Raw genomic sequence first — 22,881 nt, 5'->3', positions numbered from 1 at the left:
GAGAATGCCATGGCCTCTTTAGTCATTATTAAAACCGGGGACGCCTTCCCTGAAGTGGTCGACCAACACGGTGATTTTGAGCAGCTGTTTATCCGGCGGCTGAACGATACGTTACCCGAGCAGTTAACGCTCAAGGTGTGGGATGCGCGGCTGACGGCGACGCCTCCCGACGACATTGCAGGTGCCGTGATTACCGGTTCTCACAGCATGGTGAGCGAGCAGCCCTCCTGGAGCGAGGCGCTAAAACCCTGGCTGCAGCAAGCACTGGCCGATAACCTGCCGCTGCTGGGCGTTTGTTATGGCCATCAGCTAATGGCGGCGGCGTTTGGCGGTATTAGCGACTATCACCCCGCTGGCCGAGAATCGGGCACTCGGACGGTACGCTTAACCCAGGCAGGCCAGCAAGACCCGCTCTTTAGCCAACTACCCGTGCACTTCCCTGCTCACCTCACCCACGCTCAGTCGGTGATGCAGCTTCCTCATGGCGCTACTATTCTGGCCCACAACTGCCACGACGCCCACCAAGCGCTACGCTACGGGCCGCGCCAATGGAGCGTGCAGTTTCACCCTGAGTTTTCACCGCCCGTCATGCGCGCCTACATTGAGCGCCAGCGCGCAGCCCTGCGTGACCAGGGTGACAACCCAGACCAGCTACTCAATGAGATTAGCGAGACGCCAGAAGCGACCAGCCTGCTGCAGCTTTTTATCGACTTTATTTAACGCTTCTTTTGATCTCGCCGCGATGCCAGCCGATCTGCCAAGCGGGTCGGCTCAGGCAGCTTGGTTGGGCCCAGGCAGCGCATTACCCACTCAAGGGAGGTATCCAGCGAAAGCCGATGCCCCGGCGAGACGAATACCGGCTTTACGTTCCCCCGCGAGCGTAGTACGGCACCAATCACCTCTTGCCCGGCCATGAGCGGTACCCAATCGCCCCGCGCTTCACCAACCTCTGCATGCTTACCAGTCAACCGTGACTTGGCGATACCGATGGTAGGTAGATCAAGCCAAAGCCCTAGATGTGCCGCGACCCCTAGCCGCCTGGGGTGGGCGATGCCTTGGCCATCGACCATCACCAGCTGTGGCTGAGTCTTGAGCTTGGCAAACGCACCTAGCACAGCGGGGATTTCGCGAAAGGAGAGTAGCCCTGGAATATAGGGCATGCGTGTGGGTTCGCGATGCACCACTTGCTCGACCACCGGTAGATACGGAGCCTCTTCTGGCAACCACTGCAACACCACCACTGCCGCCCGCGTCACCGCCCCGCCCTCTTCAAAGCCAATGTCTACCCCCGCGATATACCTCACCGGGTTGATGCGGTCACGGCTCTCTAACTGCTGGGCGAGTTGTGACTGCAGCGCAATCGCCTGTTTGGGTGACAGGCTCCATTCGTGTAGCGCAGCGTCCATGCATGCTCCTTGTGACTATCAAAGTGAAGTACGTATAGCGTAGCCAAAAAAAATCCCCCTACGCCAGTTGGCGCGAGGCCAGTGGCATAGGGGGATCGACGTGACTCAAGCGTTAGGCGATGTTAAGCGCCCAAGACTGAGTTACGCACGTTCGCGGCGGCGAACCGGCGCATCACCATCGTCACGACGGCGGCGCGGTGCACGCTCAGACGCACGGTCTTCGCTGATTTCCAGCGGGCGACCGGCCACACGGGCACGAGCCATCTTGGCCAGAATGGTAGACGGCAGACCGCTAGGCAGTTCAACGACCGAGAAAGCGTTGCGAATATCGATACGACCGATACGCGCGCCTTCAATGCCGCCTTCGTTCGCCAGCGCGCCGACCAGTTGACCCGGCTTCACACCGTCTTTATGGCCAACGGAAACACGGTAGCGGGTCATGCCTTCGCTGGGCGCGCTGGAGCGCTCGCGACGAGCACCGCCCGGCTTGCCCGGTGCGCCATCGCGCGGGGCACGCTCTTTGCGCGGTGCCTGAAGACGACCAATCGGCGCTTCGTCGGCGCGGGCCATGGCGGCAAACGCGCAGGCCAGCTCGACGGCGTCGTGACCCTCTTCCACCAAACGCTCGACCAGGGCACGCTGCTCTTCTGCACCTTTCGTCAGCGCGGCAACAACGCGATGATGGAACACTTCATCACGGTGGGCGCGAATAGCGGCTTCGTCAGGCAGCGGCATTTCAGTCATTTTCTGACCGGTTGCCTGCTCCATCCAACCCACTTTGCGACCTTCACGGAAGCCCGCGAAAGTGATTGCGATGCCGCTACGGCCCGCACGACCGGTACGACCGATACGGTGGGTGTAGGCTTCAGCGTCTTGCGGCAGGTCGTAGTTGATAACGTGCGTAATACGCGGAACGTCAAGACCACGGGCAGCAACGTCAGTCGCAATCAGCACGTCCACTTTGCCACGCTTCAAGCGGGTAATCGTGCGCTCACGCAGGCTCTGATCTAGATCACCCGATAGGCCAGCGGCGTTGACGCCACGAGCAGTCAACTGCTCGACCAGCGTGGTACAGGCAGCACGTGTACGTACGAACACGATGGCCGCATCCACCGGCTCCACTTCGAGAATACGCGCCAGCGCTTCCAGCTTGGCACCACCGTCGACACGCACGAGGCGCTGCTCGATGTTTTCACCTGTGGTGGTACGCGACTCGATCGCCACCTTTACCGGGTTGACCAAATAACGGTTGACGATGCGCTCGATTTCAGTCGGCAGGGTCGCCGAGAAAAACACACGCTGAGCATCTTTCGGGGTATCGGCAACCACGCGTTTTACGTCGTCGATAAAGCCCATGCGCAGCATTTCGTCGGCTTCGTCCAGCACCAGCGCAGACAGGCCATCTAACTTCAGGCTGCCACGATCCAGGTGGTCAATCACGCGGCCCGGCGTGCCCACTACCACTTGGGCACCACGCTTCAGCGCCCCTAACTGCTCACGGTACTCTTGACCACCGCAGAGGGTAGCCACTTCCAACCCCTGAAGGTTTTGGCCATAACGGCTAAAAGAGACGGCGACCTGTTGAGCCAGTTCGCGGGTCGGCGCAAGCACCAGTACCTGGGGCTCGCGACGCTGCATGTCGAGACGCGACAGCAGCGGTAGTGCGAAAGCAGCGGTTTTGCCGGTACCCGTTTGCGCTTGGCCCAGCATATCGCGACCTTCCAGCAAAGCAGGAATGGTCTGCGCCTGGATGGGTGAAGGAGTTTCATAGCCCTGTGCTTCAACAGCAGACAGAACGGCAGGCAATAGAGCCAGATCGCCGAAGCTCGGCGAGGCGACAGAAGTCGAGGTCATTAATCACACCTTGGTAGGCCGGAAGAACCGGCAAAAAACATCGTAAGCGTCTCTGACTCTGTTTTCATGCAGCGCGTAACAGTACGCTGCAAAAGAACAAGGCTCCGCATCGCGGATATCGTCATCAGTGGAGTCGGAGACGCCGGTCGCACCTGGCATTCGGCTGGCAACACCGCATTTGCGGGCCAACCGCTGTGGCGACCTTCTGCGCCGATTTCACCCGTTTGGTGAAATGCTGGAGGCGCGCCATCTTCACAGCAATGAACATCCAGTCGAGGGGATGTTCCTGCAAACGTTCTGCTCAATGCCACAAGGCCACTGAATCAACGCTTGCCGTCGTGATGGAGGGGTCAACACATGCGAGGAGCGCGCATCCTACCACCCCACTGGTGAGCTGACCAGCTTTTTTACTTTAACCAATATCATCCTGAAACTTGCACTTGTTCACTATTGGTCTAACCTGAGAGGTGCCTCACGTTGTTCAAGAACTTCAAGGCGTGATGCACATGAACTGGGATCAGATTATTGTTAGCGTTAAAACGCTACTTTTATAGCCACATGGAGAGAAGCTATGCGTAAATCAATCCTCACGACTGCAATTACAACGGCACTGCTTGGCGGTATGGCCTTTAATGTTCAGGCGCAAACAGAGCCGCAGGGTATGTACTCTGCCGATGATATCCTTGATGCAGAAGTGTTCTTTGCCAATGGGTCAGGCGAAGAGATTGGCGAAGTCGATGACATTTTGTTTGACGAAGAGATGCGTATTTCAGCCCTCGTAATCGAGAGTGGTGCTGTACTTGGCTTAGGCGGACGCGAAATTGTAGTGAACACTGACCAATTTACGCTTGAAACGCATACTGAAAACGATGGCGACACTGAGCATCGCATCATGTTGGAAGCTACATCTGAAGAAGTGGAGTCATTCCCAACGTATGATCGCGACTGGTGGGAACAAACCAAAGCGAACGCACGCGATGCTTGGCAAACCACTAAAGAAGGTGCACAGAGCGCTTGGCAGTCTACTCGTGAAGCAATAGATGCCAACGAGTAACACGTTTGTTTGCTGATACACAGCAATATAGGAAAGGGCCACCCAAGCGGATGGCCCTTTTTCGTACATAGCGTACAGCATTTAGCGGCGACGTATCCCCTGTCCCGGTAAACGCTCCCGGTCGTGCGGGCGCATAAAGTCCAGTAGCGGGCCTGCTGGTACAATACGCGTGGGGTTAATCGTGTCGTGGCTGTAATAGTAGTGTCGCTTGATATGATCCATATTGACGGTCTCCGCCACACCCGGCCACTGGTAAAGCTCACGCACGTAGTTGGAAAGGTTCGGGTAATCTTCAATGCGTTTGAAATTGCATTTGAAGTGGCCAAAGTAGACCGCGTCAAAGCGAATTAGCGTTGTGAAGAGGCGAATATCCGCTTCGGTGAGCCACTCCCCCGCGAGGTAGCGATGCTCTGCCAGTCGCTTCTCAATGCGCTCTAACGCATCAAAGAGTGCGGTCACGTGCTTCTCATACACCTGCTGCTCGGTGGCGAACCCGGATTTGTAAACGCCATTATTGATATGGTCGTATACGTCATCATTTACTTCGTCGATGACGCTGCGCAGATCTTCTGGGTAGAAATCCAGATTATTGCCTGTCAGCTCATCGAAGGCTCGGTTGAAGATACGCAGCAAATCAGCGGATTCGTTATTGATAATCGCGCTGCGCTGTTTATCCCACAATACCGGCACCGTGACCCGCCCAGTGTAGGTCGGGTTGGTCATGGTATAGAGCTGGTGGTGAAACTCAGCGTGATTGATCGGATCGCCGCTGGCGCCTTCGTCTTGATGGTATGTCCAACCGTTGCCCAGCATCAGCGGGCTAACGTGAGAAGTACCTATCAACGGTTCCAGACCTTTCAGTTTGCGCATGATCAGCGCACGGTGCGCCCAGGGGCAGGCGAGCGATACATAAAAGTGGTAGCGATCCGCTTGGGCCGGATAACTGTCGCCTTGCGACTCTTCACTACTGCCCACCCAATCGCGCAGTTGCGCGGACTCACGTACAAACTCACCGCCATGCTTTTTGGTGTCATACCACTGGTCTACCCACTCACCGTTTACAAGCAGTCCCATCAGGCGTCTCCTACGTTGAACGTTTTATACTGTGATTGACGTTCAGCATACCCCCGACTGATTCAGGCTCAAGCGCATGTTTTACGGCTGTTCATTCGAGGGAATCGAACGTTGCTCGCAGACTTCTTTTACTGCCCGCTTTAACGCTGCCGCCATGGCATGGGCCGCAGGGCCTGCGCGGTCACGGTCACGGAAGATCAATTGAACGGGGACTTCGCGTATACCCCCGGCGCTTAGCGGCAGCGGCTTCAACTGACCGCTGGCCAGCTCATCGGCAATACGCGTTTCCGGTATCCAGGCAAACCCTAGCCCGCGACGCAGCATATCTAATGACGTACTCACATGCCCGACCGTCCAGCGCTGCTCGGCTTTTAACCAGCCAGCGTTGGTAGACTGGCGTAGCGCCGAGTCGCGCACCACTAACTGTCGATGCTGCGCCAAGTCGCGCAAATCCAGCGAGCGCCCCAACTGATGCAGCGCATGGCCTGGATGCGCGACGGCCACAAAACGCACATTCACTAGCGGCTCCCCCAGAAATCCCTGCGCTTCGATGCCAGAAATCACCAAGTCCGCCCGGCCGTCGTAGAGCATTTCAGTACCGCCATTGAGCACGCTCTCGTGAAGCTGCACTCTGACCTGCGGGTAGGTGTCAGAGAAGCGCTCCAACGCTTTTGCCTGAGCAGCCGCAGGAAAAATTTGGTCGATGGCCACCACCACTTCAGCCTCTAAACCCGCCGCAAGCCGCGACGCTACATCTTCCAGTGACTCCGCACTCTCGATCAATTGGCGCGCACGGCGAAGCAGCAGCTCGCCTGCTTCTGTTAGGCGTACCTGTCGACCTACCGGCTCAAGCACCTGAATACCCAACTGCTCTTCTAATTTATGGACCGCATGATTAAGCGTGGAGGGACTTTTGTGGATAGCCTCTGCCGCCCGTGCGAATCCACCGTGATCCACCACGGCGGCCAGCATCTGCCACTGCGCTAGTGTTACCCGAGACATTTCGATTTCCTCGACGCCATACAGCGAAACAACCCACTTCATCTTCGAAAAAATACCACTAGAATGCCAGGAAATAGCGTCGAGTACTCGTTCTCTGACAAACACTGCGTAAACGGCAGCGCGCTAAGACAAAAGCTCACTCGCCAAAAATACAAAAAATTACAAAAAACCTGTTCGTTATCTTTAACGCTGCCTCAATTATTTGAGTAATGATCATCGTATAGGCTGCTAACGTGGTGTAGATCCTCTCACTTAGACCCTGTTTGGCTGCTCATTAAAGTCGCAAAAAGAGATAAAAGCCTTTTAAATTAGACACAAGCTGTATAACAGCTTTCGCAATGCCTAACTTACATCCATGGTTAAGAGCAAAATAATGAGGGCCGTCGCACACCAGCATGCACGTTCAACGTTACTTTTGTTAGCAAACGGCGTTCATAAATCCTCACCCAAGTTGAATAATTCCGCTTTTTAGCGAAAGTATGTTTTGTGTATAGATGTACAGTCTATTCACTCCTGCCTCCATGGGGTATGGTTCCCGAGATTGCTTACTATCATGTTACTTTTATTTCACGAACTCGGCGGCCCATTTACCCATGTTGCGAATCCTTCATTCGCTGCCCCGCACGCATAAATTATTACTGTTACCCGTGGCCACCATGGTCACCGTGCTGGGCGCACAGAAACTTATCACCACGTACCACGATTTAAACCAACCCCAGACTCCGCTGGAAAGCGTGTTAGTTCCGCTTCCCAGTGATTCTGCCCCGGGCGTGCCTTCGCTTCGCCAAGAGCGAGCGCCCGTTGCAGAAGCGATTGACCGTGCCTCGCGCGCGCTCGACGCTACCCGGGAACATATCCCCTTAAGTGAATTAGCTGCCACCGAGATCGTTGATCTCGACGTGATTACCAGCGCAGAAGCCTCTATGGCGAGTGAAGCTGAGCCACGCGATGCCCAATCTCAGGTAGCGCTGCACGAGGGGGCACTGGATGACGGCGCCCTTCATATGGCCATCGTGTTAGGCACGATTACAAGCGGCATGCTCAATGTCGACGACTCCGTCGAAATCGCTGATGCCACTTCTTACGAGGATTATGGGGTCGAACTCTACGAGGACGATGTCTCGTTCCTGGAACTGGAGCTGGCAGCCGAAGAGCCGTTCGTTCCTGAGTGGGAAACTCATATCGTCGAGCCTGGCGAGACGTTTGCCGTGTTAGCGCAAAACGAGCTGGGCTTGGGGTACAGCGAAGTGCTCGCCCTGCTGGACGACCTACCAGATCCTCGCATGTTGACGCATTGGCGTGCAGGTCACAGCTTCGACTACCAGTTGGACGAAACGGGCCGGTTATTGGCACTGCGCATGATGAAGAACACGCGCGAAGGCGTTCTACTAGAGCGGGATAGTGACCAATACGCCATTACGGCTATCGAACGTCAGGGTGAGCCCGTACAGCGCCTTTATGCCGGTAGCGTAACGGGCAGCTTTGCTCGCTCAGCCCAAGCCACCGGCTTGAGCAGCAGCTCCGTCACGGAGCTTACGCGCATCTTGCAAAAAAAGCTGGACTTCCGTCGTGACAGCCGCCGGGGGGATCAGTTTCAGGTCTTGGTCGAATCTGACATGATCGATGGCGAGACACTTGATTCGCGTGTACTGGCCGTTAAGTATGACGGCGAGCGCATGGACCTGACCGTCGTGCGCAATACCACCGACGATAATTTTTACACGCCCGAAGGCAGCAGCCTCGATCCGGCCTTTGCGCGTCATCCTTTCGAAGGTAATTATCGTCTTAGCTCCAACTTCAACCCACGCCGCCTACACCCGGTCACCGGTCGAGTGAGCCCGCACAACGGCACCGACTTTGCGATGCCCATTGGTACCCCTATCACCGCGCCAGCCAATGGCCGTGTCGAGCGTGTCGGCAACCACCACGCTGCCGGTCGTTACATCGTTGTGCGCCATGACAACGGCTACCGCACCCGCTATTTGCATTTGTCGCAACCATTGGTCAGCCAGGGCGAGCGCGTCACGATGGGCGATCGTATTGCGCTGTCCGGTAATACCGGCCGCAGCACAGGCCCCCACCTGCATTATGAAGTCATCGTCAATAACACGCCGGTGAACGCGATGACGGTCGAACTGCCCGAGAACACTAGCCTAAGCGGCGACACGCTGATCGCGTTCCAACGCCAAGCCGAGCCGATGTTGGCCGCGCTGGAGAGTGGCGAAACCGGCACCATTAGCGTGGCTAACTACGAGCGCGATAACGACAGCGACGAAAGCCTCCAATAAGTACTCTCCACGGCGATACGAAAAAGCCGCTCCACACGACGTGGGGCGGCTTTTTTGATACTACCCGTAGTGATGAACAGTAGTGATGAATGACGAGCGACTTACACTGCTTTGAGCGCTGCGAGCAGCGCCGCATCGCGGTGATAGATATCCTCTCTAAACACTACATCGCCTTGCCCGTTGGGCCAAGCAGTCAGATAGTGCAGCGCTACCGGAATACGGTTAGGCAAGTTCACGTTTTGATCGCTGCGGCCATTCGCGATCAGCGTATTGAGTTGATAACGGCTGCCGCTGTCATGCAGTAGGAGCTGGGCAAATTCCGTTACCCCCTCAACCCGCACACAGCCAGAGCTCAGCGCCCTGTGCTCACGCTGAAAGAGCCCTCTTGCCGGGGTATCGTGCAAGTAAATCATGTCGTTATTGGGAAAACGCACCACGACACGTCCCAGAGGATTGCTGCTCCCTGCCACTTGGCGAAGCATCACGCCTCCAGGACGCTGCCAATCGATCGTGCTCGCATCCAGCGTTTCTCCAGATAGGCTCACTACCTGAATGTTCTGCCGCACCAGATACTGCTCGTCCTGGCGGATCCGTGGTAGCACATCTTCACGCATAATCGTAGGCGGAATCGTCCAGCTCGGATTAACCGTTAAATGGCTGATGGAGGAGTGAATAATCGGCGTTTCACGGCTGGGCGAGCCCACCACCACTCGGGTATCCCAATGCTGGCCATTGGGGCGCGTATAATGCAAGCGATAGCCTGCAATATCGACCCATACGTTGGGCGCCCGCTCCAGCGAAGGGCGAATCCAGCGGGCGCGCTCCAGGTTGATGCGCAATTGGTTCACTCGTGCGGAGACGGGCATGTTCAGTGCCAGTCGTGTGCGCTCTCCCACTACGCCATCTTCTTGCAACTGGTGGCGTCGCTGAAAACGCATGACCGCTTGCGCTAACTCTCGGTCGAAGCTGCGAGGGTCAGCTCCTGACGCCTGCACGTCGACCATGGGGTAAGCGCTACTATCTGCTGCCAGCAGGTGGGGCTCGCCCCATAGCGTCAGGCGCTGGCGTAGCGTTTGAACGTCGTCATCAATATCGCCGGGACGCAGCGACTCCTCACGCCCCGGTAAGTAAGGCACGCTGCCCTGCTCTGCCAAACGGCGGTAATGCGTCAACGCTTCGCGCAGCTGAGCATACTCAGGAGATGCGGGGCGAGCGAAAGCCAGCGCCTGATGCACATCACCCTCTTCAACCGCCTGCACTACCCGAGGAAGTGCATAACTCCGCTCAGGGCGTGGTAAGTCCCAGTTGGGCTCGACGTCTTTAGGGTTCACTTTACCTAGCGATAAATGATCCAGTGCTAACAGCAGCGAACGGGTAGCGCGCACATCGAAGCTTGCTTTCGCTTGGGCGTCTAGCTGCTGGCTAAGCTGAAAATCATCCAACAGCGAAGCGGCTTGATAATCACTCGGCGTTAAACCGTCATCCACGAGGCTATTCAATGCGCTGACCAGCGCTTCAACACGGTTGATAGTCTGCCAAGCAGGCTGCCCATCCCTCAGTTGGTAAAACGACTCTACCGGCAGCGTTTCTCCGCTTTGCTGAATGCGCTGTGTCAGCGCTTGCTGTAACGCTTCGCTAGCGGGTTCGCTTGAGGTGGCCATCAGTGGGTAGGTTAGCGTCAGACAGAGCGCGGCCCCTATCGCCCATCGTCTTAGTGGCTGATTGTCGTTCATCGCCCCTCCTTGCGTTACTATGCAGCATTGTGGTGTGGCTTCACTCTTTTTGCTTAACGTCATATCAGCTGTTCCCGTACCGATACGCGTTTTTTATCATAGCCGTTTACGTTTACTCGTTATGACTCTACGTGTGTACCCTTTTTTCGCCACTTTAGTCAGGATTGCACCCATGCTTTTTCGCTCACGCATAACCACTGTACTGTTTTCTTTACCTATCGTGTTACTTTCTTACCCGCTTCAAGCGGCGAGTTTTTTCTCCCAGGTGGCAACAGCACCGCCCGCAGGTGTTTCTCCTCTTCACCACCAGTTACTCCAGTTAGCACCAGGGGCCACGCCCGAGGCACTGCGCCTTGCTGCCCAGGCACTAAGCTGTGCAGACCCATCAGCAGAGCGCCTAGCCGTAATTGATTACTCGCTCCCCTCTTCAGAGCCACGCATGTGGGTATTTGACCTTCACCAGCATACCCTGTTGTTTGAAGAGCTGGTGTCACATGGCCAGGGCTCTGGCGATGCGGTGGCTAGTGCTTTCTCGAACACACCTGACAGCCATCAGTCCAGCATTGGCCTGTTCCGCACTATGAATAGCTACTACGGCCGTAATGGCTATTCGCTGCGCCTGGACGGCCTGGAGCCAGAAGTGAACGATCTAGCTTTTGAGCGAGCAATTGTTATTCACGGCGCCGACTATGTTAGCGATGACTTTATTGCGCAAACCGGCCGCCTTGGCCGTAGCCACGGCTGCCCCGCCGTGCGTGAAGACATCACATATCCGCTGATTGATAGTTTGAAAGAGAACCAGTATGTCTTTGCTTACTACCCTGATGAGGAGTGGTTAGCTACTTCTCAGGTGATTAACTGCCCTACCGCACTGTCGTTAGCTCGCCGCTAAAGGGTAGGTAACAATTAAGAAAAGCAGTCGTGAAGCATGAAAATACTCCCTCTTTTTATATGCAAGAGGTTGATTTTGATCGTGAATCGATACTCTTTCCAGGCAGACATGGAAACCCTCTGCAATACTCTGTGACAAAAGATCACACAACGCTCCGCTACTGCAGGTATTGGTCATGTTTGCCTTTATGCACCCCTTTCAAACGATCCGCCGTTTAGAGCATGAAGTTACCGAGCTGCGTACTCAGCTTGCGACTGAAAAAAGCGTTCATGGTTGCCGTGCTATCAGCCTGATGACACCAGTTGAATCGATCAGCATGCTCCAGTCCAAAGGAGCAGATATGCTGGCTTCATTAAGCACGGGGGCCGAACACCATGCCGAGCAGTTAGCGAGTGAACGGGCCACTTTGTCAGACTTATTTGCGCGGCTTCATCATGCTGAACAAACGGCTCAGACGATCAAACACCAGTGTCAACGCTTCCAACAGGCAGATGTTCACTATGCAGCCCCGCTCGCTAGCGAACAGGCGCTGCACGAGCTACGCAAAATCGGTGTAGAGCTATCCCGTAACGCCGGGCATACCCGTGCACTTGCCATGACCACGGCGCTAGAGGAGGCTCATATACACCAGGAGCCCTCTGGCTTACCTGCTATCGTCAGCGATATCCAGCACCTTGCCGACCATACGCAGCATCTAGGCCACCAATTGGATCACTGGATTGAGCAGGTTGCCATATTGCTAAAAGAAGATGCTCGCGTGCAGGCCCATCAGCGGGAAACATCTACGGCGCTGGCCAATGCAGCCCAAGCGGCAGAGCAGGTGATAGAGCAACTCATGGATCAAGCACGTCATATGTATAAAGTGATTCACCACAGCACCACGACGGCCTGTTTGCACGCTGCCAAGCTAGAGCACGCCGTTTGGAAAAGTCGGATCTACCACCAGCTACTTTCCGCCTATTTCGAGGACCACATGGTGGATCATCAGCACTGTACGCTAGGCCGCTGGTACTTTACGGGCGAGGGGCAGCGCTATAAACATACCGAGGCGTATCGCTCGCTGGCGGCTCCTCACCGCCGCTTCCATGAAAGCGGCTTGGACGCTTTGCGCTATGCAAGACAAGGGGATCATACGGGTCAACTGGCCTCCCTAGCACTAATGGAGGAAGCAAGCGTAGCACTTGCTAAGCAACTTGATCAGCTTATGGAGCAGGCTGTTTATGAGATACCGATGTCAGCAAGTCATCCTTCACCGCTTGCTGATGCGCCTTAAATTGCTCCCCATATAACACTCCTCCCGTAATGCGTTATTTATGCCATGCTGAGCATGGAACTCATAACGCAGACGGTGAGGATGACGATGGCAGCTGCAAAGAAGCTAGATCTCGCGCTACAAGGCGGTGGAGCCCATGGTGCTTATACCTGGGGAGTTATTGATCGACTTCTGGAAGATGACCGTATTGAGATTGAGGGCATTAGTGGCACCAGCGCAGGCGCTATGAATGGCGTAGTCATGGCAGATGCCCTTACCCGTGGTGGTAAACAGGCCGCCCGGCAATCTCTCAGGAATTTTTGGAAGGCGGTAAGCCGCGCGGGCATGGCAAGTCCTATCCGCCGCTCGCCGATGGATGTACTAACCGGCAATTGGAGTTTGGAGCACTCCCCCGGCTATATCGCCATGGACTTGATGACTCGCCTGGTGTCGCCCTACCAACTCAACCCACTCAATTTGAATCCATTGCGCGATATTGTGGCGGCCCACATCGACTTTGAGCGGGTACGCCAGTGCGACCAGCTAAAGCTCTTTGTGGCAGCTACTAACGTGCGCACCGGCAAACAGCGTGTGTTTCGTCGAGAAGAGATGAGCGTCGATGCGGTCATGGCATCGGCTTGTCTGCCCTTTATGTTCCAGGCTGTGGAAATCGACGGCGAAGCATATTGGGACGGCGGCTACATGGGCAACCCAGCCCTCTTCCCCTTAATGGAAGAGTGCAGCGCAAGGGATATTCTGTTGGTACAGATCAACCCGATTCGCCGTGATGAACTACCCACCTCCGCTTCGGCCATTATGAACCGCCTTAACGAAATCACCTTTAATGCCGCGCTGATTAAAGAAGTGCGCATGATCGCGCTGTTGAAACGTACCCTTGAAGAGCAGGGTATTGAAAACTGCTACCAGCAGTCGCTTTTTCACCGCATTAGTGGCGATCAGGCACTCGATAGCTTATCGGTTTCAAGCAAACTCAACTCTGAATGGCCATTTTTATGCCACCTGTTTGACCAAGGGAGAGAAGCCGCCGACAACTGGATCACGGCTAACTTTGATGCCATCGGCCAACGCTCAACCCTGGATATTGATGCAGTATATCTGCACGAATAACTCCCTTCAGCCATCCAGCACTGCCCCAACTTGGCGCACTCTGCTCATGAGGAGTGCGCTCACTTGATTAATCTAGTGATTTTATTTCCCTTAGCACTGCTTTGAAAAAACAGTAAGCAACTGATTTAAATATTTAAAAAGACAGATGGCGGAGTATTTGCTTATTGCTATGCAGTAGTAGTAGGCGTGGACCAGGCCCGCAAGGGTACGAGTGCGTCGAACCTGACCTTCAATGGCGAAGGCATGTTCTCGTAACCACGCAACGCCTGATGCGTTGTGTCTCGGCAAACTCGTTCTATGCTCTGTGAGGCCATCCATGGACATTCGCAATAAAGCCAACCGCATTCGACTGTTGAACTTCTCAACACCGCAAATGCGCGCGTTTCACCTCTCCTGGTTCGCATTTCATATCTGCTTTTTCGGCTGGTTCGGCATTGCGCCGCTGATGGCGGTGGTTCGCGAGGATCTATCGCTCACCCAAACCCAAATCGGCAATACCATTATTGCCTCGGTGGCGATCACCGTGGTGGTGCGCCTGTTGATTGGCGTGCTGTGTGATCGTATTGGGCCACGTAAAACCTACACAGGCCTACTGATGCTCGGGTCCATTCCGGTTATGGGTATTGGTCTGGCTAACAGTTTTGAAACGTTTTTGCTGGCCCGCCTAGCGATTGGCGCTATCGGCGCTTCGTTTGTGATTACCCAGTACCACACCACCATGATGTTTGCGCCCAATGTGGTTGGCACAGCTAATGCCACGAGCGCAGGTTGGGGCAACCTAGGCGGCGGCACCACACAAATTGTTATGCCGTTGATTTTTGCGGGCATGCTGATGCTAGGCGTTAATGAGGCGCTCGGCTGGCGTCTGGCCATGGTCGTGCCTGGCGTAGTGCTATTTTTTACCGGTATCGCTTACTGGCTGTTCACTCAAGATGCCCCAGATGGCAACTTCAGCGAGCTGCGCGCCCGCGGTGAGCTACCTCCAGCCACCGGAGAGCATGGCGCAGCCCAGAGCTTTTTAGCGGCGGCAAAGGATATCCGCGTTTGGGCGCTGTTTGTAGTGTACGGGCTCTGTTTTGGGGTCGAGCTGACCATCAACAATATCGCGGCAATCTACTTCTTCGATAAATTCGATCTTACCCTGGCAACCGCCGGCTTAATCGCAGGCCTGTTCGGCTTAATGAACATTTTTGCTCGTACCCTTGGCGGAGTTTTTTCCGACCTATTCGCTAAACAGGGTGGGCTAAAAGGACGCGTCCGCTGGCTCTTTATCGCACTAGTATGCGAAGGAATCGCTCTCGTCGCCTTCTCGCAAATGCATGTACTCAGCTTGGCGATTGGCATCATGCTGGTATTTAGCCTGTTCGTGCAGATGGCGGAAGGCGCCACCTTTGGTGTGGTGCCCTTTATCAATAAAAAAGCCTTAGGCGCAGTGGCCGGTATCGTCGGTGCAGGCGGTAACGTGGGCGCTGTATCGGCAGCGTTTCTATTCCGTAGCGAAAGCCTCAGCTACCAGCAAGGCCTCTTTTACCTCGGCTTAACCGTATTGGTACTTGCCTCCTGCGTACTGGTCGTTCGCTTTAGTGATGCCACCGAAGCAGAAGAAGCCAGCGCCTATCGTGATGCGGTAGGCAAAGACACAGGAGCAGGCGCACTGTCATTGCGTTAATATTAATTAACACCGCCCCTGCATACGCATCGCTGTGGGGGCTTTTTACCTTTAGGCGGCGAGTAATAAGGAAATCAACATGTCTTCTGCCCAACAGCTACTCTTAACCGCCCTGCGCTGCGACATTGATAACCTTAACCACCTAGCAACCACAGCAGATATCGTCAGCGATGTCAGCCAGTTTATTCATGTGCTTCAACGCGAGCGAGGAGCCTCGACGATTTACTTAGCCTCAAAAGGCAAGCGTTTTAAAACTCGACGAGCCACTTACCTGCAGCATAGTCAAGCGGCGGAAGCCTCGATGCGTCAGCGTCTCGAAGCGCTTAGCCAGGAATCACGGCCACAGGCGACAGCGCGCTTATTACGCCGCATTGCTGCCGTCTGGCTGTCACTGGATGAACTAGATGTATTACGGCATGCAATTGAGACCTTCAACATATCGCCAGATGCAGCAACTCAAGCGTTTAACCATCTCATTAGCAATCTCTTAGCGATTGTTTTTGAAGCGGCCGACACAGCGGTCGACCCAGACATTACCCGTGCCCTGGTCGCTATTTTTCATCTTATGCAGGGTAAAGAGCTGGCGGGGCAAGAGCGCGCCTGCGGCGCCTTTGGTTTTACTCTCGGTCATTTCGACAATGCCCACCGTACGCTGCTGAACCAGTTGGTTGACGCCCAACAGCGCTGCTTTGACACCTTTGTAGAATTTGCCACCCCAGAGGCTCTGGGGACTTGGCAACAATCCCTCTCTCCTAGAACACTGGCGGACATTTGTCAGTTGCGAGATATTGCTTGCCAGCGCTCTCACCACCAAACGGCATCAGGCAATACGTTAGGTGAAACCTGGTACGAGCTCACCACCCTGCGTATTGATACGATTAAAACGGTTGAAGACACCCTGAATACCCAATTAACGGCCCTTTGCCATCATAAAATTGTCCAGGCCCAAGCAGAGCTAGAACAGACGAAGGCGAAGCCTGACAGACCGCTGCCTGCGCCCTGTGAACAGTTACTAGCCCTTCACTCTACTCAGCCGCTTGGAGACCTAACCGCCAACGCCCTCAACTCTCCGCTTAGCCGCTCACTACTGGAGCTCACTCATGCTCAATCCAGCCGCTTACAGGGGCTAAGCGACGAGCTGGAGAATACCCGCAAGGCTCTCCGTGAACGCAAGCTAATCGAGCGGGCAAAAGGATTAATCATGGCGCACCAGTCCATGAGTGAAGAGGAGGCCTACCGCTTTCTGCGAAAAACCTCAATGGACCAAAGCAAAAGCATGGCGGATATGGCACAGTCGATTCTTGACCTCTCTGCCATGCTGCAACGTAAAGAGTAAAAACAGCAGCGCTGAGCCCGATTTGCAACCTGATTAGGTTTTAGCCATGCTGAAAGCTCACCCAGTTTAATGAGCAAGGAGAGTAAGCGATGCATGACCGCGTACTGTTAATTACCGGCGCTTCCAGCGGCATTGGTGCGGCCACCGCTCGTGCAGCGGCTCGTGAAGGCTACCAGTTGGTACTTGCCGCTCGTTCAGCCGATAAGCTGACATCGCTTGCTCAAGAGCTTGGTCCAGAGAACGTACTCACCTGCGAAGTTGATGTCACCGACTTAAGCCAGCAGCAAGCTATGGTTGAACAGGCGATTGAAACCTTCGGCCACATTGATGCAGTATTCGCCAATGCAGGTCGCGGTGGCTCACCGGGTGGGTTTAGCAGCGCCGATCATGTTGCTTGGCGGGAGATGATTCTCACCAATATCTACGGCGTTGGCCTTACGCTGCAAGCCTGCTTGCCAGAGCTAAAACGCCGCCAGGGTCATATTCTTTTAACCGGCTCTGCCGCAGGCCGCACCACCATCCCAGGCTCCATGTATAGCGCCACTAAGTGGGCAGTAACGGGTATTGGTTATAATCTGCGCGAGGAGTTACGCGGCACCGGCATGCGGGTGACGCTGATTGAGCCCGGCATGGTCGATACTCCCTTCTTTGATGAACCACCCGAGTACGCGCTAGCAGACCGCGATATCGCCAATGCGGTGATCTATGCTCTGTCGCAACCACCCCATGTTGACGTTAATGAAATCCTAGTGCGACCCACACCGCCCCGAGAGTAACTCTGCTCGCTTGACGCCTTGTTTTTGCTCGTTGCTGCCCGCATAAACATAGCATTATGAAGCGTGCTAACAACTTGGCCCGCCGACCATGCATGTTTATTAGGTGACTTATGAGCCAACTTGCCTCAACCGCACTCTCTGTTCTTGACCTAGCGCCCATCCGCCAAGGCGGCAACGCTGCTGAAACGTTTCGTGATAGCGTCTCTTTAGCCCAGCATACGGAGTCTTTGGGCTATCAGCGCTACTGGTTAGCCGAACACCACAACATTGCAGGGATTGCCAGTGCGGCCACCGCCGTACTGATTGGCCATGTGGCGGGGCAAACATCTACCATTCGCGTGGGTAGCGGGGGTATTATGCTGCCTAACCACCCACCGTTAGTGATTGCCGAGCAGTTTGGCACTCTGGAAACCCTCTACCCAGGGCGAATTGACCTTGGCCTGGGCCGCGCGCCTGGCTCAGATGGTGCCACCATGCGGGCTATGCGCCGCCACGCCCATGCAGGAGTTGATGATTTTCCAGAGCGACTTGAAGAGCTGCGCCGTTATTTAGACGATGCGGACCCTCGCCAAACCGTTAAAGCCGTTCCAGGCCAAGGCACCCATGTCCCCATCTGGCTACTGGGCTCCAGCGGTTACAGCGCACAGCTCGCGGCAAAGCTCGGCCTACCCTTCGCCTTTGCTGCGCAGTTTGCGCCGGGCTATCTCTTTGAAGCATTGCGCCTATACCGGGATAATTTCCGGCCATCTAAGCATTTAGAGGCACCTTATGCGATGGTGGGCCTGCCTGTCATGGCGGCGGAAAGTGACGAGATGGCGCACTACTTGGCCACCACTGCTCAGCAAAAATTCTTAAACTTGATTCGTGGTAAACCGACCCAGTCACTGCCCCCCGTCGACACGTTAGACTGGTCCCCCATGGAGCGCGCTCAAGTAGAGCAGTTTTTGGGGGCGGCTATTATTGGCGGCCCGGAAACAGTAAAAGCGCAATTAGAAGAGTTTCAAGCACGTACCGGCGCTAACGAACTTATGATTAATAGCGACTTTTATAGCCACGCTGATCGGCTGCGCAGCTATGAGATTGTTGCCCAAGCCATACGTTAAGCCGCTCTACTCACCCTTTCGCAACGAGAAAAGCACCTGCCGCTACCATCAGCGAGCCTGCGGTACGGTTGGTGCCTTTCTGAGCGCGCGCCGATTGAAAAAAGCGCCGCGCAGAGGAAGCAAACGATGCTACCAGCATTAAGCCCATCATCAACCCAACCAGCGTTAAGCCCACCACCAGAAACATATCGCTCCGGTTTAGCACGGTGAGATCGATAGATCACATCGCTCACCGTCATACCCAGCGCCAGCGGGATACACGGACGCGTACCCGCCGACATCCCCTTAGCTAGTAACGCAAAAATTCCTGGGCCAGACGTCACGGCAAACACAAAGATAGCTAAAAAGCAGGTCAGTGCGCTCTCGATGGTCATTGCCAAGCCCTCTCGTTGTAATTTATGGCCCACTCGGTGGGGAACGATGCAACTGCGCTGAGCCGTATCAGAATATGCTAACGTAGCTTATGCCTTAATGAACGAGAAAAGACCCATGCAAACCCTTCAATTTTCACCAATGAGTGCGGATGAGTTCGCCCTATTTTGGCCCACGTTCCAGGCCATTGTAGCTGCCGAAGAAACCTACGCGATAAATCCTAACATCACTTATGACGACGCTTTTTCACTGTGGTGCAAAACACCACTGCTCAGTATTGCAGTGAAAGACGAACAGGGGCAGTTGCTAGGTAGTTACTACTTAAAAGCGAATGCCGCTGGCCCTGGTAGCCACGTGTGTAACTGCGGCTATATGGTAACGCCGCACGCGCGAGGTAAAGGGGTTGCGCGAGCCATGTGCGAACACTCACAGCAAGCTGCGCGCCAACATGGTTTTATAGCCATGCAGTTCAACGCCGTAGTGGCCAGCAACCAAGTCGCCGTGGCCTTATGGCAACGTCTGGGGTTTAGCATTGTTGGCACGGTGCCCAACGCTTATTGCCACTCATCGCTTGGTTATGTGGATACTTACGTTATGCATAAGTCGTTATAAGGCTATTAAGAGGGTTTTCTTCTTACTGCCAGCAGGTTGCTAGTCTGCTGGTCTTCCAACGCTGCATTAAAAATGGTCTGCAAACATAAAAATTAATTTAGGCACCCTATGCAAATTAAGGCAGGTTGTAGCATCGCTGCAGCTGCGCCTCAGCGGTTTTGCTGCCTAACGCTGTTAAGTAAGCGATATTTCGTTCAGGGATAGCGGCCGTGTCGCCGTAAAAGGCGATGGCTCTCTCAACGCTGGCTTCGCGCAGCAAATGCACCATGGCATAGGGCGAGCGGTTTGAGTAATTCGCTGCGGCCTCTGGCTCTGCATCGGCAAAACAGTAGTCAGGGTGAAACGTCGCTAGCTGGTAAATACCTTCGTAGCCCAACTCAACTAGCAGTTGCTCGGCAAGCTCTACATAATCCAAGTAGTGGTCGAAGCTTTTAAAAAGTGTCGGAAACACCAGCAGGGTAGTTTCTGCTTCAGGGTGCTCGTTGAGCCACTCCAGCTCCGCCACTAACTCCTCAAGGGCCACATCCACTTTTTTCGAGCGCACGACTTCAACACGAATCGTATTGCTATCCAGCTCACGTTTAGCAAAGGGGCAAATGTTGTGTCCAACAATAAAATGGCTCACCCATGCCAGCGTTTGGTCCACTACCTGCTGATCTGCTGCTTGCGTCATACCCGTTCCACCTGCACCTTATGGCTCTTTAAAAGGCGTGGCATCGCCACATATTGGACGCCAGTGTACAGATAAGCCCTCGCAAATACGCTAGGCATGCTGTTGATAACGCGCCAAGGCAACCTCATAAGATTTGTGAATATGGTCGTCCATTAGTGCTCTTGCGGCTGTCGCGTCGCGCTGAAGCGCTAGTTCTACCAGCTCATGGTGTTGTTCATCCAGTTCCTGTCGGATTGTCGGCATTTTCGGCCCTAAACGACGGTAGCGGTCGAACTGGTCGTGCAATTGTTCAATAAAGCGCAACAGCCATACTGAACCACAGGGTGCCACCAGGGTACGGTGAAAATGCGTATGCAGGCGTTCCCACTCTTCGCCTTTATCTAGTGTAATGTCTGCACGCTTTAGGCGATGTGCCGCCGCCAAAAGGTCTGCTTCCCATACCGCATCGCCATGAGCAATAGCTCGCTCCAGCGCCATACCTTCAAGCTCGGTGCGCAGTCGCGCAATATCGTCTAATTCTTCACGTGAGAGCTTAGGCACTCTGAACCCACGCTGATTCTCTTGGATCAGCAGGCCGTAAGCCGCCAGTTTATTAAGCGCTTCACGCAGCGGACTCAGCCCTACCTGGTACTGCTCCTTGAGCGTATTAATGGCGAGTTTCTCACCCGCTTTAAAGCGCCCCCCCACCAAATCGCGGCGCAGTAAATCATAGATAGAGCTAGATGCTTTCGTGGAGGAAAGCTGCATTGGCTTGTTCATACCGGAGTCCTTTTGCATACCTACGCAAGGCATCAGTTAACGGAGATTCCATGACTAGGTGTTGACGCCTCTTGTCTGGCTCACCTATATTCTATTTTAGACAGAATAATCGATTTTTTAATCTACAAACGATAAATAGGCAATCTCGATGCTTTTTACTGTGATGCTACCGCTGCGGGCAATGAGCGTATGAAGCAAACAGCACTTTTTTGGGCGTTTTTTCGCGTCGGCATTTTCGGCTTTGGCGGCGGCCCTGCCATGATACCGCTGGTCCGCGCGGAAGTCGTGACACGCCACCAGTGGCTAACCGATGAAGAGTTTGCCGATGTGCTCGCCATTGGCAACACCCTACCCGGCCCCATTGCCACCAAGATGCCCGGCTATATTGGCTACCGGGTAGCGGGCATCAGCGGCTGCGCGGCGGCCGTCATTGCCGTTATCCTACCGATGATCGTGGCCATGATTGTGATGTTAGGCATTTTTAGCCGCTACCGCGACGTTGGCTGGATTCGCGGTATGGGACAAGCGGTCATTCCGGTAGTCATGGTCATGATGGCTCAGCTCACCTGGGACTTCTTCGATAAATCCAAAGCCGCCCTTGGCTGGCTAATCAGCATCGCTATGGCGGTCATCGCAGGCGCGGTGATTTATTGGCTAGGCGTACATCCCGGCTGGGTGATTGGGGCCATTCTGCTGGCGGCCCTCCTACGCCCATCCCGTAAAAAACGCGCGGAGGGCACCGCATGATCTACTGGGATCTCTTTTTAGCGTTTTTTATTCCTAACATTATTGGTTATGGCGGTGGCCCCGCCATTATTCCGCTCATTGAAGCAGAAGTGGTAGGCCGCTACGGCTGGATGACCTCGCAGGGTTTTGCTGAAACGCTTGCTCTCGGCAACGCACTGCCAAGCCCCATTGCCACCAAAATGGCGGGCTATGTGGGCTATGAAGTTGCCGGTATTGGCGGGGCATTTGTGGCTGTTGCCGCGACGGTCATTCCCTCACTCCTGCTGATGCTTGGCGCTTTGGGGCTTTTATATAGCCACCGCGACTCCCCGCGCGTTAAACGCATGAGCCAATGGGTACGACCAGTGATTGCCATGATGATGGCGTGGCTTACCCTCGGTTTTTTCACAGAAAGTATGGCGGCAAGCGGCCTCCTTCACACGCTGATTATCGGTATCGTGGCCGCGATTGCGCTTGTGCGCTTTAACACCCATCCCGCCTTTGTTGTTATCGGCGCATTGGTTTATGGAGGGCTCTTCATTTCTTAATAAGGATAAAAATACTGACTAAAGTGGGTGAGTTGTTAAGCCGCGCTCACTTATTGAAGCTGGTGTGGGGGATCAAAGGCGATGTGTCGACGCGTACGGATACTCAGTCAGCCGTTTGCGACGCAAGTTAGAGCTGGACGGTCGGCACGTGCTGCGCCTACGCAGCGTGTACCAATCAGGCTACCGTATGGAAGTGTGCAGTATCTCTACTGTGGAGCAAGCGGCCAATTGACATAAAAAAGCCGACCTAGCGGTCGGCCAAAAGCTGATGAGAGTCTGCAGACTGGCAAATTGCCTGCAGCGATGCCTGGGGAAGGCATCGCCAAAACGCTGGTTCAAGCGGCTTGGCGATGCCCTCTTTGAGCATGACGCCCTTTACGAGAGTAGCTGCCCTTCCCTTTCTTCGGCGTTTGCTGCTGCATTTTGAACATAGGGGTACGTAACTGCGCTTTGAGCGCGTTTTCGCCAACCTTGTGCTTTTTCATAGAATACTCCTGGTTTATTAAGAGACGCTTAACCGGGCAGTGGAAGCCTCCGCTCCTATGAACATTCGCGTCGCCATCGGTTCCTGCCAGCACGGTAGTTTTCAATAAGCCCCATGAGATACCGAATGGCCGACCGTAC

General features: G+C 54.7%; 22 protein-coding genes. 13 read left to right on the top strand and 9 right to left on the bottom strand.

The window, feature by feature from the left end; translation table 11 throughout:
• The first annotated feature begins 9 nt into the window (after positions 1-9).
• Positions 10-720, top strand: a complete 711-nt coding sequence (locus NH344_RS01605) for a glutamine amidotransferase (protein WP_058575944.1) — start codon at positions 10-12, stop codon at positions 718-720.
• Here NH344_RS01605 and nfi read toward each other — a convergent pair.
• Together nfi and NH344_RS01595 are read right to left on the bottom strand one after the other, a co-directional pair.
• Positions 717-1,406 (bottom strand): deoxyribonuclease V, encoded by a 690-nt coding sequence (gene nfi, locus NH344_RS01600; RefSeq protein ID WP_044628993.1) that lies wholly within the window; start codon positions 1,404-1,406, stop codon positions 717-719. The genes NH344_RS01605 and nfi overlap by 4 nt on opposite strands.
• 141 nt (positions 1,407-1,547) lie before the next feature.
• Positions 1,548-3,260 (bottom strand): DEAD/DEAH box helicase, encoded by a 1,713-nt coding sequence (locus tag NH344_RS01595; RefSeq protein ID WP_044628992.1) that lies wholly within the window; start codon positions 3,258-3,260, stop codon positions 1,548-1,550.
• A gap of 571 nt (positions 3,261-3,831) precedes the next feature.
• Here NH344_RS01595 and NH344_RS01590 point away from each other — a divergent pair.
• On the top strand, positions 3,832-4,314 hold the full coding sequence (locus NH344_RS01590; RefSeq protein WP_044628991.1) for a PRC-barrel domain-containing protein: 483 nt from the start codon (positions 3,832-3,834) through the stop codon (positions 4,312-4,314).
• Between the two features lie 81 nt (positions 4,315-4,395).
• Here NH344_RS01590 and NH344_RS01585 read toward each other — a convergent pair whose 3' ends face one another.
• Positions 4,396-5,388 (bottom strand): glutathione S-transferase family protein, encoded by a 993-nt coding sequence (locus NH344_RS01585; RefSeq protein ID WP_253027438.1) that lies wholly within the window; start codon positions 5,386-5,388, stop codon positions 4,396-4,398.
• An 81-nt stretch (positions 5,389-5,469) separates the two neighbouring features.
• On the bottom strand, positions 5,470-6,390 hold the full coding sequence (locus NH344_RS01580; RefSeq protein WP_044628989.1) for a LysR family transcriptional regulator: 921 nt from the start codon (positions 6,388-6,390) through the stop codon (positions 5,470-5,472).
• A 593-nt stretch (positions 6,391-6,983) separates the two neighbouring features.
• Here NH344_RS01580 and NH344_RS01575 point away from each other — a divergent pair.
• Positions 6,984-8,678 (top strand): peptidoglycan DD-metalloendopeptidase family protein, encoded by a 1,695-nt coding sequence (locus NH344_RS01575; RefSeq protein ID WP_044628988.1) that lies wholly within the window; start codon positions 6,984-6,986, stop codon positions 8,676-8,678.
• A gap of 101 nt (positions 8,679-8,779) precedes the next feature.
• Here the strand turns inward: NH344_RS01575 and NH344_RS01570 are convergent, their stop codons facing one another.
• Positions 8,780-10,411, bottom strand: coding sequence for a L,D-transpeptidase family protein (locus NH344_RS01570; protein WP_253027437.1), 1,632 nt, complete (start codon positions 10,409-10,411; stop codon positions 8,780-8,782).
• 172 nt (positions 10,412-10,583) lie between these two features.
• Here NH344_RS01570 and NH344_RS01565 point away from each other — a divergent pair, with 172 nt between their 5' ends.
• From NH344_RS01565 to NH344_RS01535, 7 genes are all read left to right on the top strand, one after another.
• On the top strand, positions 10,584-11,303 hold the full coding sequence (locus tag NH344_RS01565) for a murein L,D-transpeptidase catalytic domain family protein (RefSeq protein WP_044628986.1): 720 nt from the start codon (positions 10,584-10,586) through the stop codon (positions 11,301-11,303).
• 340 nt (positions 11,304-11,643) lie between these two features.
• The gene (locus NH344_RS01560; RefSeq protein WP_253027436.1) at positions 11,644-12,576 is read left to right on the top strand and encodes a CZB domain-containing protein; all 933 of its coding nucleotides are present in this window, start codon (positions 11,644-11,646) and stop codon (positions 12,574-12,576) included.
• Positions 12,577-12,663: 87 nt separating this feature from the next.
• A complete protein-coding gene (locus NH344_RS01555) occupies positions 12,664-13,683 on the top strand; it encodes a patatin-like phospholipase family protein (RefSeq protein ID WP_058575936.1) in 1,020 nt (339 codons plus the stop codon).
• A gap of 316 nt (positions 13,684-13,999) precedes the next feature.
• Entirely contained in the window at positions 14,000-15,352 is a 1,353-nt protein-coding gene (locus tag NH344_RS01550) for a NarK family nitrate/nitrite MFS transporter (RefSeq protein WP_058575935.1), read from the top strand.
• Between the two features lie 79 nt (positions 15,353-15,431).
• Positions 15,432-16,688 (top strand): nitrate regulatory protein, encoded by a 1,257-nt coding sequence (locus NH344_RS01545; RefSeq protein WP_062361438.1) that lies wholly within the window; start codon positions 15,432-15,434, stop codon positions 16,686-16,688.
• 89 nt (positions 16,689-16,777) lie between these two features.
• Positions 16,778-17,464, top strand: coding sequence for an SDR family oxidoreductase (locus tag NH344_RS01540; RefSeq protein WP_044628981.1), 687 nt, complete (start codon positions 16,778-16,780; stop codon positions 17,462-17,464).
• Between the two features lie 110 nt (positions 17,465-17,574).
• Positions 17,575-18,567 (top strand): LLM class flavin-dependent oxidoreductase, encoded by a 993-nt coding sequence (locus NH344_RS01535; protein ID WP_253027435.1) that lies wholly within the window; start codon positions 17,575-17,577, stop codon positions 18,565-18,567.
• Between the two features lie 10 nt (positions 18,568-18,577).
• Here the strand turns inward: NH344_RS01535 and NH344_RS01530 are convergent, their stop codons facing one another.
• Complete coding sequence (locus tag NH344_RS01530; RefSeq protein ID WP_233420299.1) at positions 18,578-18,754, bottom strand: hypothetical protein; 177 nt, start codon at positions 18,752-18,754, stop codon at positions 18,578-18,580.
• A 302-nt stretch (positions 18,755-19,056) separates the two neighbouring features.
• Here NH344_RS01530 and NH344_RS01525 point away from each other — a divergent pair, with 302 nt between their 5' ends.
• Positions 19,057-19,551 carry a GNAT family N-acetyltransferase gene (locus NH344_RS01525; RefSeq protein WP_137094241.1) on the top strand — a complete coding sequence of 165 codons (495 nt, stop codon included), beginning with the start codon at positions 19,057-19,059 and terminating at the stop codon, positions 19,549-19,551.
• Positions 19,552-19,666: 115 nt separating this feature from the next.
• Here the strand turns inward: NH344_RS01525 and NH344_RS01520 are convergent, their stop codons facing one another.
• Both NH344_RS01520 and NH344_RS01515 read right to left on the bottom strand, forming a co-directional pair.
• Positions 19,667-20,224, bottom strand: coding sequence for a DUF1415 domain-containing protein (locus tag NH344_RS01520; RefSeq protein ID WP_137094239.1), 558 nt, complete (start codon positions 20,222-20,224; stop codon positions 19,667-19,669).
• 90 nt (positions 20,225-20,314) lie between these two features.
• Positions 20,315-20,983: an FCD domain-containing protein gene (locus NH344_RS01515; protein WP_089676102.1), complete on the bottom strand. Its 669-nt coding sequence runs from the start codon at positions 20,981-20,983 to the stop codon at positions 20,315-20,317.
• A 189-nt stretch (positions 20,984-21,172) separates the two neighbouring features.
• Here NH344_RS01515 and NH344_RS01510 point away from each other — a divergent pair, with 189 nt between their 5' ends.
• Both NH344_RS01510 and NH344_RS01505 read left to right on the top strand, forming a co-directional pair.
• Complete coding sequence (locus NH344_RS01510; protein WP_089676101.1) at positions 21,173-21,730, top strand: chromate transporter; 558 nt, start codon at positions 21,173-21,175, stop codon at positions 21,728-21,730.
• Complete coding sequence (locus NH344_RS01505; RefSeq protein ID WP_172415982.1) at positions 21,727-22,257, top strand: chromate transporter; 531 nt, start codon at positions 21,727-21,729, stop codon at positions 22,255-22,257. The genes NH344_RS01510 and NH344_RS01505 overlap by 4 nt, the downstream gene beginning before the upstream one ends.
• A gap of 335 nt (positions 22,258-22,592) precedes the next feature.
• Here NH344_RS01505 and arfA read toward each other — a convergent pair whose 3' ends face one another.
• Positions 22,593-22,742, bottom strand: a complete 150-nt coding sequence (gene arfA / locus NH344_RS01500; RefSeq protein ID WP_074210948.1) for an alternative ribosome rescue factor ArfA — start codon at positions 22,740-22,742, stop codon at positions 22,593-22,595.
• Between the last annotated feature and the right edge of the window lie 139 nt (positions 22,743-22,881).

Source organism: Halomonas sp. Ps84H-12 (assembly GCF_024124725.1).
GTDB lineage: Bacteria > Pseudomonadota > Gammaproteobacteria > Pseudomonadales > Halomonadaceae > Vreelandella > Vreelandella aquamarina.
This window is presented reverse-complemented; position numbering and strand designations above follow the sequence as displayed.

What these genes read in the sequence shown, in the direction of transcription:
- NH344_RS01595 (WP_044628992.1), bottom strand. Translation starts at nt 3,260, where the DNA reads ATGACCTCGACTTCTGTCGCCTCGCCGAGCTTCGGCGATCTGGCTCTA.
- NH344_RS01580 (WP_044628989.1), bottom strand. Translation starts at nt 6,390, where the DNA reads ATGTCTCGGGTAACACTAGCGCAGTGGCAGATGCTGGCCGCCGTGGTG.
- NH344_RS01545 (WP_062361438.1), top strand. Translation starts at nt 15,432, where the DNA reads ATGTCTTCTGCCCAACAGCTACTCTTAACCGCCCTGCGCTGCGACATT.
- NH344_RS01540 (WP_044628981.1), top strand. Translation starts at nt 16,778, where the DNA reads ATGCATGACCGCGTACTGTTAATTACCGGCGCTTCCAGCGGCATTGGT.
- NH344_RS01520 (WP_137094239.1), bottom strand. Translation starts at nt 20,224, where the DNA reads ATGACGCAAGCAGCAGATCAGCAGGTAGTGGACCAAACGCTGGCATGG.
- NH344_RS01560 (WP_253027436.1), top strand. Translation starts at nt 11,644, where the DNA reads ATGCTGGCTTCATTAAGCACGGGGGCCGAACACCATGCCGAGCAGTTA.
- NH344_RS01605 (WP_058575944.1), top strand. Translation starts at nt 10, where the DNA reads ATGGCCTCTTTAGTCATTATTAAAACCGGGGACGCCTTCCCTGAAGTG.
- NH344_RS01550 (WP_058575935.1), top strand. Translation starts at nt 14,000, where the DNA reads ATGGACATTCGCAATAAAGCCAACCGCATTCGACTGTTGAACTTCTCA.
- NH344_RS01575 (WP_044628988.1), top strand. Translation starts at nt 6,984, where the DNA reads ATGTTGCGAATCCTTCATTCGCTGCCCCGCACGCATAAATTATTACTG.
- NH344_RS01530 (WP_233420299.1), bottom strand. Translation starts at nt 18,754, where the DNA reads ATGTTTCTGGTGGTGGGCTTAACGCTGGTTGGGTTGATGATGGGCTTA.
- NH344_RS01590 (WP_044628991.1), top strand. Translation starts at nt 3,832, where the DNA reads ATGCGTAAATCAATCCTCACGACTGCAATTACAACGGCACTGCTTGGC.
- NH344_RS01525 (WP_137094241.1), top strand. Translation starts at nt 19,057, where the DNA reads ATGCAAACCCTTCAATTTTCACCAATGAGTGCGGATGAGTTCGCCCTA.
- NH344_RS01505 (WP_172415982.1), top strand. Translation starts at nt 21,727, where the DNA reads ATGATCTACTGGGATCTCTTTTTAGCGTTTTTTATTCCTAACATTATT.
- NH344_RS01515 (WP_089676102.1), bottom strand. Translation starts at nt 20,983, where the DNA reads ATGAACAAGCCAATGCAGCTTTCCTCCACGAAAGCATCTAGCTCTATC.
- NH344_RS01555 (WP_058575936.1), top strand. Translation starts at nt 12,664, where the DNA reads ATGGCAGCTGCAAAGAAGCTAGATCTCGCGCTACAAGGCGGTGGAGCC.
- NH344_RS01510 (WP_089676101.1), top strand. Translation starts at nt 21,173, where the DNA reads ATGAAGCAAACAGCACTTTTTTGGGCGTTTTTTCGCGTCGGCATTTTC.
- NH344_RS01535 (WP_253027435.1), top strand. Translation starts at nt 17,575, where the DNA reads ATGAGCCAACTTGCCTCAACCGCACTCTCTGTTCTTGACCTAGCGCCC.
- NH344_RS01585 (WP_253027438.1), bottom strand. Translation starts at nt 5,388, where the DNA reads ATGGGACTGCTTGTAAACGGTGAGTGGGTAGACCAGTGGTATGACACC.
- nfi (WP_044628993.1), bottom strand. Translation starts at nt 1,406, where the DNA reads ATGGACGCTGCGCTACACGAATGGAGCCTGTCACCCAAACAGGCGATT.
- NH344_RS01570 (WP_253027437.1), bottom strand. Translation starts at nt 10,411, where the DNA reads ATGAACGACAATCAGCCACTAAGACGATGGGCGATAGGGGCCGCGCTC.
- arfA (WP_074210948.1), bottom strand. Translation starts at nt 22,742, where the DNA reads ATGAAAAAGCACAAGGTTGGCGAAAACGCGCTCAAAGCGCAGTTACGT.
- NH344_RS01565 (WP_044628986.1), top strand. Translation starts at nt 10,584, where the DNA reads ATGCTTTTTCGCTCACGCATAACCACTGTACTGTTTTCTTTACCTATC.